The 17,567-nt window shown below is 44.6% G+C and carries 15 protein-coding genes and 1 riboswitch; of the genes, 6 read left to right on the top strand and 9 right to left on the bottom strand.

From position 1 onward, the window contains the following. The first annotated feature begins 28 nt into the window (after positions 1 to 28). Both QUA34_RS14250 and QUA34_RS14255 read left to right on the top strand, forming a co-directional pair. The gene (locus tag QUA34_RS14250; protein WP_333307430.1) at positions 29 to 748 is read left to right on the top strand and encodes a metal ABC transporter ATP-binding protein; all 720 of its coding nucleotides are present in this window, start codon (positions 29 to 31) and stop codon (positions 746 to 748) included. A gap of 192 nt (positions 749 to 940) precedes the next feature. Beyond that, positions 941 to 1,777 (top strand): metal ABC transporter permease, encoded by an 837-nt coding sequence (locus QUA34_RS14255; protein ID WP_333325022.1) that lies wholly within the window; start codon positions 941 to 943, stop codon positions 1,775 to 1,777. A 346-nt stretch (positions 1,778 to 2,123) separates the two neighbouring features. Here QUA34_RS14255 and QUA34_RS14260 read toward each other — a convergent pair whose 3' ends face one another. From QUA34_RS14260 to QUA34_RS14280, 5 genes are all read right to left on the bottom strand, one after another. Beyond that, a complete protein-coding gene (locus QUA34_RS14260) occupies positions 2,124 to 2,804 on the bottom strand; it encodes a CADD family putative folate metabolism protein (protein ID WP_333325020.1) in 681 nt (226 codons plus the stop codon). A gap of 121 nt (positions 2,805 to 2,925) precedes the next feature. Next, positions 2,926 to 4,014 carry a WD40 repeat domain-containing protein gene (locus tag QUA34_RS14265; RefSeq protein WP_333387541.1) on the bottom strand — a complete coding sequence of 363 codons (1,089 nt, stop codon included), beginning with the start codon at positions 4,012 to 4,014 and terminating at the stop codon, positions 2,926 to 2,928. Between the two features lie 189 nt (positions 4,015 to 4,203). After that, positions 4,204 to 5,175, bottom strand: coding sequence for a GTP-binding protein (locus QUA34_RS14270; protein ID WP_333387547.1), 972 nt, complete (start codon positions 5,173 to 5,175; stop codon positions 4,204 to 4,206). A gap of 182 nt (positions 5,176 to 5,357) precedes the next feature. Beyond that, entirely contained in the window at positions 5,358 to 6,392 is a 1,035-nt protein-coding gene (gene cobW / locus QUA34_RS14275) for a cobalamin biosynthesis protein CobW (protein WP_333325017.1), read from the bottom strand. Positions 6,393 to 6,655: 263 nt separating this feature from the next. Beyond that, a complete protein-coding gene (locus QUA34_RS14280) occupies positions 6,656 to 7,066 on the bottom strand; it encodes a DUF1636 domain-containing protein (protein ID WP_333325015.1) in 411 nt (136 codons plus the stop codon). A 22-nt stretch (positions 7,067 to 7,088) separates the two neighbouring features. Then, positions 7,089 to 7,235: riboswitch (cobalamin riboswitch) on the bottom strand. A 134-nt stretch (positions 7,236 to 7,369) separates the two neighbouring features. On the opposite strand from QUA34_RS14280, the gene QUA34_RS14285 reads away from it, so the two are divergent. Both QUA34_RS14285 and QUA34_RS14290 read left to right on the top strand, forming a co-directional pair. Next, on the top strand, positions 7,370 to 9,331 hold the full coding sequence (locus QUA34_RS14285) for a serine/threonine-protein kinase (protein WP_333325013.1): 1,962 nt from the start codon (positions 7,370 to 7,372) through the stop codon (positions 9,329 to 9,331). Between the two features lie 83 nt (positions 9,332 to 9,414). Beyond that, entirely contained in the window at positions 9,415 to 10,689 is a 1,275-nt protein-coding gene (locus tag QUA34_RS14290; RefSeq protein ID WP_333325011.1) for a serine/threonine-protein kinase, read from the top strand. On the opposite strand, the gene QUA34_RS14295 is transcribed toward QUA34_RS14290, so the two are convergent. The 3 genes from QUA34_RS14295 to cynS all read right to left on the bottom strand — a co-directional run bounded on the left by QUA34_RS14295 (position 10,681) and on the right by cynS (position 13,382). Further along, the gene (locus QUA34_RS14295) at positions 10,681 to 11,277 is read right to left on the bottom strand and encodes a type IV pilin-like G/H family protein (protein WP_333325009.1); all 597 of its coding nucleotides are present in this window, start codon (positions 11,275 to 11,277) and stop codon (positions 10,681 to 10,683) included. The genes QUA34_RS14290 and QUA34_RS14295 overlap by 9 nt on opposite strands. Positions 11,278 to 11,332: 55 nt before the next feature. Next, on the bottom strand, positions 11,333 to 12,712 hold the full coding sequence (gene clpX / locus QUA34_RS14300; protein ID WP_333325008.1) for an ATP-dependent protease ATP-binding subunit ClpX: 1,380 nt from the start codon (positions 12,710 to 12,712) through the stop codon (positions 11,333 to 11,335). A 226-nt stretch (positions 12,713 to 12,938) separates the two neighbouring features. Next, positions 12,939 to 13,382, bottom strand: a complete 444-nt coding sequence (cynS, locus tag QUA34_RS14305) for a cyanase (RefSeq protein WP_333325007.1) — start codon at positions 13,380 to 13,382, stop codon at positions 12,939 to 12,941. 451 nt (positions 13,383 to 13,833) lie between these two features. On the opposite strand from cynS, the gene QUA34_RS14310 reads away from it, so the two are divergent. Together QUA34_RS14310 and QUA34_RS14315 are read left to right on the top strand one after the other, a co-directional pair. Next, positions 13,834 to 14,178 (top strand): slr1659 superfamily regulator, encoded by a 345-nt coding sequence (locus tag QUA34_RS14310; protein ID WP_333081406.1) that lies wholly within the window; start codon positions 13,834 to 13,836, stop codon positions 14,176 to 14,178. 147 nt (positions 14,179 to 14,325) lie between these two features. After that, positions 14,326 to 16,464 (top strand): ATP-binding protein, encoded by a 2,139-nt coding sequence (locus tag QUA34_RS14315; protein WP_333325006.1) that lies wholly within the window; start codon positions 14,326 to 14,328, stop codon positions 16,462 to 16,464. A gap of 725 nt (positions 16,465 to 17,189) precedes the next feature. Here the strand turns inward: QUA34_RS14315 and QUA34_RS14320 are convergent. After that, on the bottom strand, positions 17,190 to 17,447 hold the full coding sequence (locus QUA34_RS14320) for a hypothetical protein (RefSeq protein WP_333387545.1): 258 nt from the start codon (positions 17,445 to 17,447) through the stop codon (positions 17,190 to 17,192). Positions 17,448 to 17,567 lie beyond the last annotated feature (120 nt).

The raw sequence follows: 17,567 nt of genomic DNA on the forward strand, positions 1-17,567 counted from the left end.
ACAAGAATCGTTCTCAAAATCTCTAATTATGCTAGAAGTGCAAGACTTGGCTGTCAATTATCGCGGAATTGCGGCCCTCAACAGCGTGAATTTCCAGTTAGATCCCGGACAATTAACTGGCGTGTTCGGCCCCAACGGCGCGGGGAAAAGCACGATGGTGAAAGCGATGCTGGGATTGATACCCACCTGTCGCGGTTTGGTCAAATATCAGGGGCGGCTGCTGAAGGAACAGTTGTCGCGGGTGGCTTATGTGCCGCAGCGATCGCAAATTGACTGGGATTATCCGATTACTGTGTGGAATGCGGTAATGATGGCGCGAACCGTTCAGACTGGTTGGTTTCGCAGTCCCTCGAAGCAGTCGCAAGAATTGGTGAAAGCTGCTTTGCTGCGGGTAGGAATGTGGGATTTGCGCGATCGGCAAATTGGCGAACTGTCTGGCGGACAGCAGCAGCGGATTTTCTTAGCAAGGTCGATCGCCCAACAAGCCGATTTATTTTTTTTCGACGAACCTTTTAACGCGATCGACAAAGCAACTGAAGAAATTATTTTCAATATTTTTGCAGAGCTCAAAGCCGAAAATAAAACATTGCTAGTAATCAGCCACGATTTAGGCGAAACTTTAAAACAGTACGACAATTTATTATTGCTAAATAAGCAGTTAATTGCAAGTGGTACCTGCCGGGAAGTGCTCACCGCAGCAAATATTCAAAAAGCCTATGGATACGATTTAAGTTTAGTTTCCGCGTAAGCCAAAAAAGATTTATCTTTAAAATTGATAGTGGCACGGGCGTCCCGCCTGTGCAATTGATAGTGGCACGGGCGTCCCGCCTGTGCAATTGATAGTGGCACGGGCGTCCCGCCTGTGCAATTGATAGTGGCACGGGCGTCCCGCCTGTGCAATTGAAGGTGGTTGAAAAAATCCTATTATTGACGTAATTCAATGTTAAACCTACTAATTGAGCCGCTAAAATTCGAGTTCATGCGAAATGCGATCGCCGTCGGCGTTTTGCTAGGAATTCTCTGCGCCGTTGTCGGCTCCTACTTAATTGTACAGCAAATGGGAATGATGGTTGACATGATTGCCCATTCAGTATTAGCAGGATTGCCCGTAGCTTTTTCTTTAGGTTTCAATATTTCGATCGGCGCCTTTATATCGGGAATTATCAGCGCCGTGATTATGGCGTGGATTCAATCGCAATCGCGCCTAAAAATTGATGCAGTCATGGCATTAATTTTATCTACATTTTTAGCCATTAGCGTCACCTTGATTAGCTTATTGCGGACAACAAAATTAGACTTAGACGGGTTTCTGTTCGGGAATATCTTGTCAGTTGCGCCTGCGGACGTGCAGCAGACTTTTGTCATTACTTTGATTATTTTGGCGACGGTTAAAATCTTTTATAAAGAACTGCTATTTTATACTTTTGACCCCCTGGGGGCGCAAGCGTGCGGTTTGCCTGTAAACTGGATTTATTTCGGGATGATTTCGGCGATTACGCTGACGATTGTTGCGAGTTTGCAAACTGTGGGAGCGCTGTTAGTAATTTCGCTATTAATCGGGCCGGGAATAACGGCGTATTTGTTGGTAAAAGAGCTACATTTAATGATGGGATTAGGAGCAATTCTTGGGATTACAGCTAGCGTGAGTGGTATGTATCTCAGCTATTATTTTAATATGCCGTCTGGGGCGGCAATTGTATTAGTTATTTTTGGGTTATTTTTAGGGGCTTTATTGTTCAGTCCCAGTCAAGGAATTTTGACAAGAAAGAGAGGATAACTCTCTTGGATGCACACACTCTATTTGTTGTGGGTTTTTTACGCTTACTTACGAAAAATTTTCCCGTAGGAACACGGTAATGCCCATTGGTGTCAACTTAAGATATAACCCATAGTCCAGCAAGGGTTGAAACCCCTGCCTCAAAGCTAAAGTCCTCTTAAGAGGACTGAAGAAAAGAATTTTCAACTCATTAGTCCTCATAGCGAGGACTTTAGCTATTAGACAGGGAATTCATTCCCTGGCGGACTGACGGGCTGACTGGCGGACTTTCGGTTTAAGTTGACACCTATGGGCATTGCTGTTTCCCTACAAGGGCTACATATAGAGATTCTGCGTCCAGTACAGCTTACTTAGCTTGACAATAAGCTTCGTAAACGCCATCAAGCAGTAAGTTGATAGCAAAAGTTGCTTTCTCGGTGGCTAACAGCGCTTCCTGTTTTGCTTCTTCAGTTTGGCAAAGTTCTAACAGCGCTTCGCGGGTAGCTTCCGAGTGGAACTCGTCGGCTTTTTCGTGGACTTTAAAGAAAGACAAAGCAGATTCGGAATCGATGCCGTAAAATTCCTTCAAACCAGCGATTTTGGTTGTAGAAACTTCGGGGATTTGCGCTTCGTAAGCGTAAAGGGCTGCTAAACCTGTGACGGGCGATTCGCTGCGCGCTAAGTCTTTGAGAATGCGAACGGATTCGCTGGTTTTTTCTAAGTGTTCGTGATCGATAACTGCATTTCTGTCTAAACCCAAACCTTCGGCAAAGCGCAGCCACAGTTCAGGGTGATTAGCAGCGCCTCTCTCTTCTTCTATCAGGTTTTCGAGGAGCATTTGACGAATTTTGATGTCGTCACAGGCGGCGTGCGTAGCGCTGACGTAGGTGGGGAAGTTGTGGACTTGCAGATAATATTCTTTGGCGTACTCTTGCAGCATTGCGAGGTCGAGTTTACCTTCGTTCCACATTTGGTAGAACGGGTGTTTCAGCAAGTGGTTTTGGTCGAGAATAGTGTTGAGTTGTTCGAGAAATTGCTGTTGGGTCATAATTGTCGATCGCCTTGGAGGATAGTTCAGCCACTAAAATGGTATTGTAATCTAGCATTTTGTCAAGACCAAGTTTTCAATTTTTATGTTTTGGTCAAACTGGTGCGCCCGTTATGCCAACTTAGCGCCGCCCGAAGCCTTGGCCGCGCATAGACTTTGACCAAACCAGCAATTCGCCACCGCATCCGCCAGCGGCGAGAAACTGGCCTTCGGGATGCCATGCGAGACAGGAAAAACCGCCCTCTGCACCTTCTAGAATTTGCAGCAATTGTTCTGCTTCGTACCACAAACAAACTTGACCGTCTGCCGCTGCGGAAGCTAATAAAAATGTGCTAGGTTGAAAGGCGATCGCATTTACCACATTTTCATGCACCTCTAACGCCCAAGAATCCCAACCGACACTTTCATCAGCGTCTCTTTCCCAGACAGAAATGCCTTGAGAACTCGAAGCAGCTAACAAAGGTGCACCCAAAGAATTAGTTTTATCCGACCAAGCTAACTCCCGAACTTTCCCCGGAAAACCCTGCATTACCCACGGTTCAAAATTGCCCCATTCATTAACAATGAGAGTATTGTCCATATTGCCACAAGCTAAATATTCTCCTTGTGGCGACCAAGCAATTGCACCGGTTGCAGAGGGTACTGATAAAATTTCCGGGTCTTCGTCCCAGTCTTCGCCATGCCAAACTTTGACGCCTTGATAGCCGCTAACTGCCAGATATTGAACCATCGGATGCCATGCTAAATCGAGGATAGATGATGACTCGAAATTCAGCGTTACTTCAACAACATTATCCTCAACATTCCATACTTGAACGTAGCGGCCCATACTGAAAGCTAACTGGTTGCAGTTGGGACTCCAAGCTAACTTATCAACCCAGACGCGCTGGTTGTCCAAATCAGCAATTAATTCCCCAGAATTAACGCGCCAAATTCGCACTTTTCCATCTTGTCCGCCAGCAGCTAGGAATTGACTGTCGCGGGAAAAAGACAAGCAATCGGCTGATTTACCCGTAGCAGTTTGTAGCATTTGCAAGGACAATTCATTAACTGCCCCTACTGCCACCAGCATCACTTCGCCCGCACCAGAACAGACTGCTAAAGTTTTGCCGTCCGGCGACCAAGTAACAGCAGTTACGTAGTCAGACAGCATTTCTTTAGCGTGAAATTGCAGGGTTAGTTCACTTTTATTTGTCTTTTTGTTAACCATATTTATTGAATCTGAGATGTTGCACTATTCTTAAGAACGGGCAAGATGCCCGTTCCACAAGAGATGAATTTTATTCCTGTGGAACAGGCATCTTGCCTGTTCCATTCCACAAGAAATGAATTTTATTCCTGTGGAACAGGCATCTTGCCTGTTCCTAAAAGGCTGATTAAAAATGCTTCAATATGCCAGTTAAACCAGACATTTCCGAAAATCCTCTTTCAATTGATTTTCATTTAAGTTGCGACCAATGAATACGAGTTCGTTTTTCGGAGTTTCTGTAGCTTTCCAAGGTCTATCCGGTCTGCCATCGAACAGCATATGCACTCCTTGAAAAACAAATCTGTTGTTTTGTCCAGCCATATTCAAAATGCCTTTTGTCCGAAAGATATTCGGGCCTTGAGTTCGCAACAATTCGCCGATCCAATCGCTAAATTTGTTGCCATCAATAGCACCAGGTTCGACTATTGCTACGGAAGTTACTGTTTCGTCATGTTCGTGTTCGTGTTCGCCCAAAAAGTCGGGTTCGATTTCTAATGCCCGGTTCAAATCAAATGCTTTAACGCCCAACAAAGCATCCATTGCTAATTCAGCGTTGCGGGTGCGGTGAATTTTGGCCATTGCATTCATTGCACGAATTCGCTTTTCTAATTCTGCCAATTCTTCGTCAGTTACTAAATCTGTTTTGTTTAGTAAAACTACATCTGCGAAGGCAATTTGTTCTTGAGCTTCGTCTGCATCCCAGTGCTGCCAGATGTGCTTGGCATCGACTACCGTGACAACTGCATCTAGCAGTAATGTGTCCCGCATATCTTCGTCTACAAAAAATGTCTGAATTACGGGCGCGGGGTCGGCTAAACCTGTGGTTTCGATAACTATGTGGTCGAATTTGTCGCGCCGCTTCATTAAGTTACCGATAATCCGAATTAAATCACCTCGGACTGTACAGCAAATGCAGCCGTTGTTCATCTCAAAAATTTCTTCGTCGGCATCAATTATCAGTTGGTTGTCGATGCCTACTTCGCCAAATTCGTTGACGATGACTGCAACTTTTTTGCCATGTTCCTGTGTTAAAATGCGGTTCAGTAGCGTAGTTTTGCCTGCACCCAGATAGCCTGTGAGAACAGTAACAGGAACTGATTCGATCGCCCCAGCAGTCACCATACTTGACCTCGATTTTTGTACAATGATAACCATTATCGCTATTTTACACCAGACTTGCTGGCAGTGGTCACAATATTAAATAATGTTAATTAATTGTTCGTCAGAGCTTGGAGGAGCGAGTTTTGCCAATAATATTTGCTGCAATTCAAAATATCCATCAACCCGCCCCTCTCAAATGACAATTAGTTGTTAATCATAGCTGCAATTCGATCGCGCTCTAACTCTCGACCGATCAGCACTAATTTGGTTTGCCGGAGTTCGGAAGGTTGCCAAGGACGATCGTAAAAATATTCTATCCGCGAGCCCACACCTTGCAACACCATCCTCATCGGTTTCTTGGGAACCGCCACAAACCCTTTAATCCGATAGATTTCCTCCTGCTGCATCAAGGATTGCAGTTTTTTTACCAAAGCTTCAGGTTCAAATTCGCGATCGGCAATAAAGTAAGTCGAGTTAATATCATCATCATGTTCATGTTCCTCCTCAGTGTCGTGGTGACTGGGGCGAGACTCCAAATCATCCTCAACCGCGGCATTAAATCCCATGAGCACATCAGGGTTAATTTCGCCACCTTTGCAGGGTACAATTTTTACACTCGGACGTAACTCTTGCTGCAACCAGCTTTGGACTTTCTTGTGAGTTTCCGCATCTACGCGATCGACCTTCGTTAAAAGTACCATATCGGCACAGGCTAACTGGTCTTCAAACAATTCCTCGATCGGAGTTTCGTGATCTAAACTATCATCAGCCTGCCGCTGTGCCATCAAAGCATCGATATCACCGACAAAAGAACCGCTAGCAATAGCTTCGCAATCGACAACAGCAACAACACCGTCCACTGTAGCACCCGTCCGAATTTCCGGCCAGCGAAAAGCTTGAATCAAAGGTTTAGGAAGTGCGAGGCCCGAAGTCTCAATTAAAATACAATCAATTTGTTCTCTGCGCTTCAACAATTCCTGCATAGTCGGCAAGAATTCCTCTTGAACAGTGCAGCAAAGACAACCATTTGTTAGTTCAACAATATTGCTGCTTACAGTTTCTTCTTCGTCGCAAACTTGGCAATCGCGCAGCAGTTCTCCGTCAATTCCGATTTCGCCAAATTCGTTAACCAGAACAGCAATGCGGCGACCTTGATTATTTTGCAATAAGTGGCGAATTAAGGTAGTTTTGCCGCTACCGAGAAAACCAGTGATGACAGTAACAGGAATTTTGTGCATTGATAATTTTGTTGTTGTGTGATTGAATATCTTTCAATTTTGGGTCAGTCAATTGCTGACAGGAAACTCGTTAAACCGACAGTCCGGCAGGGGTTTAAACCCCTGCCTCAAAGCGAAAGTCCTCTCAAGAAAACTAATGAGTTTAAAATTTTTATTCTCAGTCCTCTTTAGAGGACTTTCGCTATTAGCCAGGCACTTAAGTCCCTGGCGGATTGGTGGCATTAGTTGTCACCAATGGGCAGAGCATGGTAACGAGAAATGCTCTAGTTTCCCAGGGGTGGAATCTTTGCTAAAACGCCTTTTTTCAGAGCTTGAGGACGCTCAGACCAAGGCAACAAACCGTCGGGTTTAGCATAGTATTGACCAGCGCATTCAAGTACCGCCTCGACGCTTTCCGAGTCATTTGCTGGTAAATCGCCAAACAGATAAGTGTACTTTCCAACAGCAGCAAAACACACCGCACAAGAGTGACTGCAAGCACTCATGCACTCCACCTCTTGAATCTCAAACTTATCAGAAAACTCCCAATCTTTAGCGAGTTGCGACAAATTTTCCATGAATTGTTGACCGCCGCTTTTGCCTTCTCGCTTGCCGTTTTTCCAAACACTAGCGCAAGCAGTGCAAACAAATAGACTGTGCTTTGTGCGTACAGCCGTGTTAATTCCATCCATCATCCGTACCTCGCAGATGCGTTCAAAAGTGAGTTAGATATCGGCGGGCATTCTGACTTGAGAAACCCCAAGGGTTTCATTACAGTTGCGGGACAGCGCCGGACTTGCACCGAACTTTCCCCGTTTCCTCTAACGGCTGCTCCCCGCTAGAACCGATCGCGAAATCACATCATACCGCACTTGCCGCCTTTTTTCAAAAAAGTTATGTTTGTAGGAGCGATCGTTTCGTTCGTAGTAAGGACTTTAGTCCTTATAAGATAACGGCTTCAGGACTAAAGTCCTTACTACCAACCATAGTAATTACCTATGAACGCTTTTCCTGACTTTTCCAAACATGGCTATCAAATAAGTCGCGAACTCGGATACAACAGTTTGGGCGGTCGCGTCACCTATCTCGCCACAAAAATTAACACAAAAAAATCCGTTGTAATTAAGCAATTTCAATTTGCCCAATTAGGTGCTAGCTGGACAGAATACGAAGCTTACGAACAAGAAATTAAAGTGCTGCAAAAACTGGATTTTCCGGGCATTCCCCGCTATCTCGATTCTTTTCAAACTGACAGTGGTTTCTGCATGGTGCAGGAATACAAAAATGCCGAATCTGCTGTCGCGCAGACTTTTTCCGTGCCCGATATCAAGCAAATTGCGATCGCAACTTTAGATATTTTAGTTGACCTGCAAGCTCAAAAACCGCCGATAATTCACCGCGACATTAAGCCCGAAAACTTGTTAATAGATGACCAGCTCAATGTTTATTTAGTAGACTTCGGTTTTGCTCGTCTAGGAGGTAGAAATATCGCGGCTAGCAGCGTTGTCAAAGGCACGATGGGATTCATGCCGCCGGAGCAAATGTTTAACAGGAAATTAACAAAAGCCTCCGACCTTTACGGCTTGGGGATAACACTAATTTGCTTGTTAAGTGGTACGAAATCTGCGGATGTCGGTAATTTAGTTGATGCCAATTATGGCATTCATTTCCGGCATTTAGTACCGCCATTGCAGCAGGGTTGGATGAATTGGTTGGAGAGGATGGTAGCGCCGAGATTGCAAGACAGATATCCATCGGCTGCGGATGCTTTAACTGCGCTAGAATCTTTGGATGTCAGCAGCTTGCCTAAAGTGAGAATTGAGCGCGATCGCATTCAATTCATCGCCGCAGAATATGGAGAAAAAGTAACACAAATCGTTACCGTTAGCAACCCTATTCCGGATACAATTTTAGCAGGTCGATGGGAAGTAGCACCGCACCCGAACGATCCGCCACATACTCCTTACGACCACCCTTACATCTCCTTTGAACCGCAGAAATTTGAGGGCAATGAGGTTAGGTGCAAAATAACGGTAGATACGAGCAAATTGCTAGCAAGTAAAATTTATCATCGCCAGATGATACTCCATGTTAATTCCGATCCAGATACCCAAAAAATTGAGATTCAAGTTAAAAGTGCTCCTCTTATAGAACCCAAGAAAATGCCATATTTGTTTAAAGATAGAGGGAGTTTTATGTTGGTGTTTATCTGCGTCGGTTGGCTGCTAAGCAACCCGATGGATCCACCGATGTTTTTCACGTTAATAGCTGTCCTACTTCCGGGTTTTGCAGCAGCAGAAAAGACGCTCTATACAGAAAAAGAAAAGACTATATATACAACAGGAAATAAAACTGTAAATTGGTTTCAATCTATCTTAGGAGGCACTTTAGGGATTACAGCAATATTGCTGGCAGCGACTACTGTTTTATCACTTGTTGGTAGTGGTTTTGGTAATAGTACGGGTAAAGAAATCGCTTTACTTGTTGGTTTTGTGATCTCAGCTATAGTTGGTGCTTCAGGTGGTTTTGAGAATAGTAGGAGTTGGACAATGCTGGCATTTGTAGCTTGTGGACTTTTGATTGTCTTTTCTTTACCGACAAGTATAGCAGTGATATTTGTGCTTTTTGTTACTAATTTGGGTTGTTTTAAGGTAGTTTATACCTTAGCTAAAGCCAGGAGTTACGAACAGATTAAAAGAGGTTTTTTTAAGAAAGATGCTGTAGCAATCGCATTTCTAACCGCTGGATTTTACATCAGTTTAGGAGCTGTATTTCAACGGTACTTAAGGTTGGCAAATGAGATGGGTTCGATCGAACCATTAAAAGTTTTAGTTTTAGCAGCAAGTGCGACTGCCCCTCTCCTCGTCACCGCTATTCCCTTACTTTACTTGATTGTTCTTAAAAGAAACAGAATGATGGCTGGCTACCGCAAATCCAAGCCATATTTGATTAAACCATAATCAACAGTTCCTACTAATAACTTTTGTTGGGATTCTTCAATAATTTTAAATACTGAAGTCCTTACTACAAACTTTACAAATTTATGAACGCTTTTCCTGACTTTTCTAACTACGGCTATCAAGTAACTTGCGAGCTCGGGTACAATCGCGCCGGCGGGAGAGTTACCTATCTCGCTACCGAAATTAATACCCAACGTTCCGTCGCTGTCAAACAATTTCAATTTGCCCAAACAGGCGCTAATTGGGCTCAATATCAAGCGTGCGAACAAGAAATTAAGATTTTGCGAGAACTCGATCATCCCAACATTCCCCGCTATTTAGATTCCTTCCAAACTGCATCGGGTTTCTGCATGATTCAGGAATACAAAAATGCCGATTCTCTCGCTATTTTGCGCCAGCTAACACCGCAGCGAACCAAACAAATTGCTATCTCTGTTTTAGAAATACTCAAATACTTGCAAAACCGCGTTCCGCCAGTGATTCACAGAGATTTAAAACCGGAAAATATCTTGGTGGATGATCGTCTGAATGTCAGCCTTGTCGATTTTGGATTTGCTAGAATCGGCGGGGGAGAAGTGGCCGCCAGCAGCGTTGTTAAAGGCACTTTGGGCTTTATGCCGCCAGAACAAATGTTCAATCGGCAGCTAACAGTTGGATCGGATTTATATAGTCTCGGCGCAACGCTAATTTGCTTGCTAATCGGCATCCATTCTACTGAAATTGGCAGCTTGATGGACGATACGGGGGGGATTAATTTTAAACCTCGCTTGCCGCAGCTAACTCCAGAATTTCTTGACTGGTTGCAAAAAATGGTGGAACCTAATTTCAAACACCGTTATCCTTCCGCAGATGTGGCCTTAAATGCTTTGATTCCCCTCGAAGTAGTTCAGCAGCCTAATAACTTAAAACCGGTATTGATATCAGTCGGAATATTAACAGCAATTTCTGCTATTTTTATTCCGCTTTTTTGGAAATCTCCCGAACCTCAAACAGCAGTAGATATCAAACGAGTAATCAACTCAGAAAAATTAAACCCTAAGACTCAAGTAATGTTAACTGACGAATTAGAATCAACGAAACTTAGGAATGTTTGGTCTTTGAAGAAAAACAAAAAAGTCTATTTTGCTGTAAGTGCTGCTAACTTGCCAGAAGGAGAATATAGAAGTTATTGTAAGGTTGTCAACCCTCAAGGACTATTGGCAGCCCAAAGTCAATCTTATTTAAAAACGACGGGCGATCGATTAAATACTTGGTGTTGGTACAATTTTCAAAAGGATGACAAGCCGGGAAAGTGGAAGTTTGAATTTTACTTAGACGGTGAAAGAGTGGCGCAAAATAGTTTCAAGGTCTTACCTTAAGATAGTTGTTCCGGGCTGGCAGTGAATTTCTTTGCCGTCAAAAGTTGGCGGATTCCAAGTTTCTGCATAACTTGCATTAATTCGATCGCTCTCGCAAATGGCAGCAATAGTTGTTATGCCACCCTTTTCTTTAAAAGCAAACACTGCGCCAGTGTAGGATTTCCCGGTGTTCATATCATTAGGTTTCGCAATCGCGATCGCGCTTTCAAATTGTGCTGGTTTGCGGTGATTGTGCAAAGTTTGAACCGGGCCCATTGATGAAACGATCGTGTAATTATAGTTATTGGTCTGTTCTTTAATTCCAATACCCAATTTTCCAATGGAATCGCTAAATTGACCGTATTCTGCATAGTAAGCTTGCTGCGCTCTATTGATGCTTGAAATATATTGTATGGCTTCAAAAAAATTCTTACCCCTTGACGGGGACGGGGGCGGGACGATCGTATTGAGTGGGAAATCGTAAACTGACGCCATGATGCCAGCCACAACCGCGCTGTAAATTGCAATCCTCGGCAGCAAACTGGATACTAACAATCTCGATTTTTTACTGGCTTTAGCTACATTGACTGACATTTTTTTAACTGTCATAAAGTAAATTTGCCAAGCTTGTAGGGTGCGCCACAAGCACCCTACAGATTACAAATTATGCAGTTTCGTGCTGCCGCCATGCGGGATGCCACAGCAATTCAGCAGTCGATCGCTTCTCGACCATTTCAGGAGTAATCATACAGTTAGCCACATCCTTGCGAGAAGGCAACTCGTACATCACATCCAGCATTAACTCCTCTAAAATGCTGCGAAGAGCTCTCGCGCCAGTTTTGCGTCGATAGGCCTCCTGGGCGATCGCCCGTAGCGCTTCCGGCTGGAATTCCAACTCCACGCTGTCCATCTTCAACAGCTTTTGATACTGCTTCACCAGCGCATTCCGGGGCTCGGTCAATATCTGCATCAAAGCTGCTTCATCCAGCGGCGAAATCACCGTTACCACCGGAATCCGCCCCACAAACTCAGGAATTAAACCAAACTTGACTAAATCGTCCGGCTGTACCTGCTGCAAAATATCAGCAGCCCGCTTGTCTTTCCCCGGCAAAGTCGAGTTGCTTTCGCTTTCCGTTGGCTGAATAAAGCCTAAAGATTTTTTACCCAAACGCTGTTCAACTATTTTTTCCAAACCGACAAAAGCACCGCCACAAATAAATAGAATTTTGCTAGTGTCAACTTGAATAAAATCTTGGTAAGGATGTTTGCGGCCGCCTTGCGGGGGAACGTTAACCACTGTTCCTTCCAACATTTTTAGCAGCGCTTGCTGAACTCCTTCTCCCGATACATCCCTAGTGATCGAAGTGTTTTCACTTTTGCGAGCAATCTTGTCAATTTCATCAATATAAATAATGCCACGTTGCGCCGCTTCAACATCAAAATCTGACATTTGCAACAGCCGCAGCAAGATATTTTCTACATCGTCGCCGACATATCCAGCTTCTGTCAGTGTCGTCGCATCCGCTACTGCAAACGGAACTTCGAGCATTTGCGCCAAACTTTGCGCTAACAAAGTTTTGCCACAACCTGTGGGCCCGACTAGCAGGATGTTGGATTTTTGCAGTTCTACATCGCTGTCAGGGGAAGACTTCTCGCTATCTTTAGCTTGGTCAACGCTCAAGCGCTTGTAGTGGTTGTAAACTGCTACAGAAAGAACTTTTTTTGCTGAATGCTGGCCGATGACGTGGTTGTCTAAATGCTGCTTAATCTCTGTTGGTTTCGGAATTTGAGCTAGAACGATTTTCGATTTGTTCGATCGACCCGGGCGCCGGGTTCCTTGTCCCTGAGACTCTCGCACCTCTGATTGGGGAATCTGTTGACCAATTGTTTTACTGGAGTCAAAGAACTCCTCCTCTAAAATTTCATTGCACAGTTCCACGCATTCATCGCAAATGTATACGCCGGGCCCAGCTATTAACTTGCGGACGTACTCTTGCGACTTGCCGCAAAAGGAGCATCTGAGATGGGAGTCATATTTTGACATATTTGCCTCTTAATTTACGGTTGCGGTTGCTTGTTTCGACTGGGAAGTTGCCGCGGGAGCGACCTTAGCTTTGCCCTAGAAGGGTTTCCCGATCGGACACCCAAGCCAGTCAAGCTTCGCGATCTCTATTTCTAAGTTAACACTTTTGAGGCTTTAGTCATTAGTCACGAGTCATTCGAGAAAATTTGAATTTTTCATTTTCACTTGAAAATAAAGCCGCACGGGCTTACCATTTTTTGTATTCCAAAAATTTTCCCGACATAATTATTTTCACTCGATCGCCTTTTGGGTCTGCTTCTTTCTCGACATCCATAGTAAAGTCGATCGCGCTCATAATCCCGTCACCAAATTTTTCGTGAATCACTGCTTTGAGTGGCATCCCGTAAACCTGCATAATTTCATAGAAACGATAAATCAGAGGGTCAACTGGAACCGGGGATTCCAAAGAACCTTTTAAGGAAGGTTCACAGAGAACCGCAGCCGTCTCGCTATCTAGCCCCAAAGCCGAGACAATTTTCTCGGCTTCATCTTCTGATGCGGTAGCTTGACGATAAAGAACCGCCGCAATCCAAACTTCGTCGCGCCCCAAAACTTTTTCCAAATCTGCAAAACTAATTCCTTGAGCTTTTTTAGCAGCCAAAAGCTTTTCTGTAATTCCTGAAATTGCCATTAAATATTCTCCCCTTCACTCCAGTGTCAGATGTGAAATATCTCTCATGTTTTGGGGATTTTGTCAATACCAAGTTGAGAATAAAATCCAATTGATAGCTCGGATCATCAGCAAAAGCCGCTCTCGTCAACCCACAACTCATACAATTTGAGATTTGAGATTTGAGATGTTAGGTTGGCAATGACTGATGACTATCAGGGTTTGGAGCTAGTCAACAGTTGCATTCTTTTTGCCAACTGGTATCACAACTCACACAACTGATAAATCCTAAAATAACTCATAACTGCCCTGTGGCAATGGTACAGTTGGCACTATATGTAATAAAAGTTACACAAGCCAAGGCATTCGGCATTGGGCAAACGGCTGAATTTTGATCGTGCTAGCCTGAAGCTCAATCCTCGCTCACGCAGGCAAGCCCCTTTACCACTCAAAACCGGCAACTGACAAAAGTATGGAGATTCAGACCAAAGATTACACGATCCAGTACGATCGCGCTACGCAAACAGTCACCTGTAGCGGCTCGTTCCGACTCAGCCAGGCGGAAGAATACGAACCGATCGTCGATCTGCTCAACGAAGTGGCTGACTCCTGCCCAAACACCGTTACTCTAGACTTGCGAAAGCTAGAATTTTTAAATAGTTCTGGAATTAATATTGTCTCAAAATTTGTGATCAAAGTCCGCCAGCAAAAAAATATTCAAATCGCCATCAAAGGCTCTAAACAGATCCCCTGGCAGATAAAATCCCTGAAGAACTTGCAGCGGCTGATGCCTTCCTTGCACTTAGAATTGGAATAATAACGAAAAAGGTAAACAGGAATCCCCGGCTAAGTCCGAGAACCAGGATGAGGGTGGCTGAAGTTAATCGCAATAAGTCATAGTTAAACTAGCACAAAACCCTAAAAAACTTCAGAACCGACTAAAAATTACCAATTTTCAATTGCTATGCAGGAAGAACCATCCACAGAACAGCTACTTTTCGACGTTCAGCGGCTGAGTGCGGAACTTGAAAACTTGAAGCGCGAAAAGGTTGACCTAGAAATTTTGCTGGAGACTACCACCGAACATTCAGATACGATGGAAGCTCACTTGCTGAGCAAAGCTCAGTTGGCGCTGCGTTCAAGCGAAGAGCAGTTTCGGGCGATCGCCTCGGCAACTCCCGTGCCGATATTAGTTTCTCGCCTCTGTGACGGCTTAATTATGTATGCGAACGCTCAATTGGCTTCTCTCCTGAACATACCCCTAGAAAAATTGATCGGCTGCTGCACTCCAGACTTTTACTTCAACCCCGCAGATCGCCCAAAGGTACTTGAGGCACTTGCTAAAGAGGGATACCTGCAAAACTACGAAATCCACTGTAAAAAATCAGACGGCACCGCTTTCTGGGCGATGATCTCGGTTCAGTCGCTGGTGTTTAACGGGCAGCCGACAGCATTGTGCGCCTTGTACGACCTCACCCAGCGCAAGGAAGCAGAACAAACCCTCCAAGAGAGCGAAAAGCGTCTCCGCCGCCAGAGTTTGGCTTTGTTGCAGCTAGGTAGGCAGAGGACTCTCAACAGCGGTGCGCTGAATGTGGGAATTCGCGAAATTACCGAGGCTGCTGCCCGGACTTTGGATGTGGAAAAAGTCAGCGTCTGGCTTTACAACCATGGAAGATTTGGAAATCGCTACCCCAGCGATCAGCAGCTAAATTTTACGGAGAGAGTGCTCGCCCACAACCAAACAGAGCCACTCGATACAGAGGCCACTACCCCTGATCAAAACGAGGGGGTTAATCATTCTAAGTTTAAAATCCCCAACCTCAAATTAGTTTGTCTCGACGTGTACGATCGCACCCAAGAGAATCATTTGAACCGGGAGTCCATATCGGCAAGCGATTTAAATTTATCAATTTTAGATGTTGAAGGCGACGCACCGGGCGAAAATTTGCGATCGGACAATGCTTTAGAACCTACGACAAAGACTCAAAACTCTCTACAAACAAATTTGTCCCACTCATCTTCCCTAGCCGAACATTCCGGTGTGCTGCCAAATGCCAGCAAGCCGAATTCATCCATATTAAATGTAGCAATTAGGCTCGGTGGCCAGATCGTGGGCATCCTCTCTCTCGAACATATCGGCGCGCCCCGCCAGTGGGCTCTGGAGGAGCGCACCTTCGCTGATTCTTTGGCAAATTTGGTAGCACTGGCGATCGAAGGATTTGAGCGCCAGCGGGCTCAGGAAGCACTCTCCAAAGCCAAAGCGCAGCTAGAAATGACCGTCGATCAGCGCACCACTCAACTCACCACCGCCAATAAACTGCTCCGCATCGAAATTGCCGAGCGCAAAAGAGCCGAAATAGCCTTGCAAGAAGCCTTACACAAAGCTGAAGCAGCTTCGAGAGCTAAAAGCACTTTTTTAGCCAATATGAGCCACGAGCTGCGGACGCCGCTCAACGCGATTATCGGTTACAGCGAAATGCTACAAGAAGAAGCACGGGAATCGGGACTCGAAGAGATCATTCCCGATACCCAAAAAATTTATAACGCCGGCAAACACTTGCTGACTTTAATTAACGATATTTTAGACCTTTCTAAGATAGAAGCAGGTCGGATGGAGCTTTATTTAGAAAAATTTGACCTCAGTAATTTAATAGAAGAAGTTGTTGCAACTTTGCACCCTTTGGTCGAAAAAAATCACAATCAATTGCAAGTTTCTTGCTCTGAAAATTTGGGAGTGATGTATGCAGATTTGACTAAAGTCCGGCAAATTCTGTTCAATTTGCTCTCGAATGCCCTGAAGTTTACCGAAGGTGGAACGGTGCTGTTGAGTGCGACTCGCGAACCAGCAGGCGATAGCGATTGGGTGTATTTGCAGGTATCTGATACGGGGATTGGAATGTCGGCTGAACAGCAACAGAATTTGTTTCAACCTTTTATTCAAGGGGACGCTTCGACTACTCGCAAGTACGGCGGCACCGGTTTAGGATTGGCCATTAGCCGCTTGTTTTGCCAGATGATGGGCGGCGATATAACTGTTGAGAGTGAGTTGGAGGTTGGCTCTACTTTTACTGTTCATTTAAAGACAAAAGTTGATATTAGTTAGAAGCAAGTTGGGTAACTAGCAATGTAGCGGATTTAAGGGATTTAACGGGTGGGGATTTTTCCAGAAATTGTGGACCGGATTTAACGGATTTAACCCATAGCAAAAAATGGAATAATTTCCCCATTACCCATTTTCCCATTACCAATTATATCAAATCCGTTAGCATCGGAATAGTAAACTCGAGTTGACGGTTGACTGTTGACTGTTGAGAGTGAACAGTCAACAGTCAACAGTCAACAGTCAACAGTCAACATCATTCCGGTGTAACCGGAAATGATATTACCCATTACCAATTACCAATTCCCTTTTTAATTGTGACACCGATCGCGATCGACCTCTGTTGTCGATCACACAGTAGCATTTTTTTTCAGCCTAGAATACCTATATTATTCCAAGATTGTCCTGCAGGCACGATCGGGGGCCTCGCTGCATTCACAATTCCCACCTCAACCTAATTAAGGCGGTGGGGGGTTGCTTCCAGAAAGGCAATTTGGTAAAAGTAATGCTATGGTCGCGAAGCAGTAGAAGGCAAAATTTAACAGGAAATCAGGAAGTTTCAAAAGTCTCTGGACGCAGAAACACAATTCTGCTTTTTGCCTTCATACTGCTTCTACGGGCGAGATAGCACTGCTGCTGAAAGCAATGCACAATTTCTCAGAATCAAAGGAGTGCATCTACATGATTAAACCTTGCAGTCAACCACTAAAAATAAACCCTTTTACTTGTTATCGCGATCCGGCTACAGGCAGGTGGACTACTGTAGTTACAAGTGTTCCAAACACTGGCGAAACAGACTCTAGTTTAAAAGCAGAAGCCGAAGGCGAAAACGAAGGTAAAGCAGAAACGATCCTTTCTGCTTCGCCTGCTGGCTCGGTGTCGAAAAAAGTCCTTTCTTTCTCCCTGCCTCCGTTTAAACACCGTGCCAAAAAATCTGCTGTTAGTGTCAGCAGGTAGCTATAGCAGGGGTCTAATCTAGTTTCCACGGTTAGTCCCCGGCGATCGTCAAACCAAACAAAACAAACTTATTCGTAAGGATTCAGGTCTAAATTTGAGGAATTAAAGATGGTTCTTGCAGATCTGGATTAACCATCGCTTTTATAGCT

The sequence above is a fragment of the Microcoleus sp. POL10_C6 genome, assembly GCF_036701585.1.
Classification (GTDB): domain Bacteria; phylum Cyanobacteriota; class Cyanobacteriia; order Cyanobacteriales; family Microcoleaceae; genus Microcoleus.

Bases quoted from the DNA above. Each gene is read 5' to 3' on its own strand.
- QUA34_RS14250 (WP_333307430.1), top strand. From the start codon at position 29: ATGCTAGAAGTGCAAGACTTGGCTGTCAATTATCGCGGAATTGCGGCC.
- QUA34_RS14255 (WP_333325022.1), top strand. From the start codon at position 941: ATGTTAAACCTACTAATTGAGCCGCTAAAATTCGAGTTCATGCGAAAT.
- QUA34_RS14260 (WP_333325020.1), bottom strand. From the start codon at position 2,804: ATGACCCAACAGCAATTTCTCGAACAACTCAACACTATTCTCGACCAA.
- QUA34_RS14265 (WP_333387541.1), bottom strand. From the start codon at position 4,014: ATGGTTAACAAAAAGACAAATAAAAGTGAACTAACCCTGCAATTTCAC.
- QUA34_RS14270 (WP_333387547.1), bottom strand. From the start codon at position 5,175: ATGGTGACTGCTGGGGCGATCGAATCAGTTCCTGTTACTGTTCTCACA.
- cobW (WP_333325017.1), bottom strand. From the start codon at position 6,392: ATGCACAAAATTCCTGTTACTGTCATCACTGGTTTTCTCGGTAGCGGC.
- QUA34_RS14280 (WP_333325015.1), bottom strand. From the start codon at position 7,066: ATGATGGATGGAATTAACACGGCTGTACGCACAAAGCACAGTCTATTT.
- QUA34_RS14285 (WP_333325013.1), top strand. From the start codon at position 7,370: ATGAACGCTTTTCCTGACTTTTCCAAACATGGCTATCAAATAAGTCGC.
- QUA34_RS14290 (WP_333325011.1), top strand. From the start codon at position 9,415: ATGAACGCTTTTCCTGACTTTTCTAACTACGGCTATCAAGTAACTTGC.
- QUA34_RS14295 (WP_333325009.1), bottom strand. From the start codon at position 11,277: ATGACAGTTAAAAAAATGTCAGTCAATGTAGCTAAAGCCAGTAAAAAA.
- clpX (WP_333325008.1), bottom strand. From the start codon at position 12,712: ATGTCAAAATATGACTCCCATCTCAGATGCTCCTTTTGCGGCAAGTCG.
- cynS (WP_333325007.1), bottom strand. From the start codon at position 13,382: ATGGCAATTTCAGGAATTACAGAAAAGCTTTTGGCTGCTAAAAAAGCT.
- QUA34_RS14310 (WP_333081406.1), top strand. From the start codon at position 13,834: ATGGAGATTCAGACCAAAGATTACACGATCCAGTACGATCGCGCTACG.
- QUA34_RS14315 (WP_333325006.1), top strand. From the start codon at position 14,326: ATGCAGGAAGAACCATCCACAGAACAGCTACTTTTCGACGTTCAGCGG.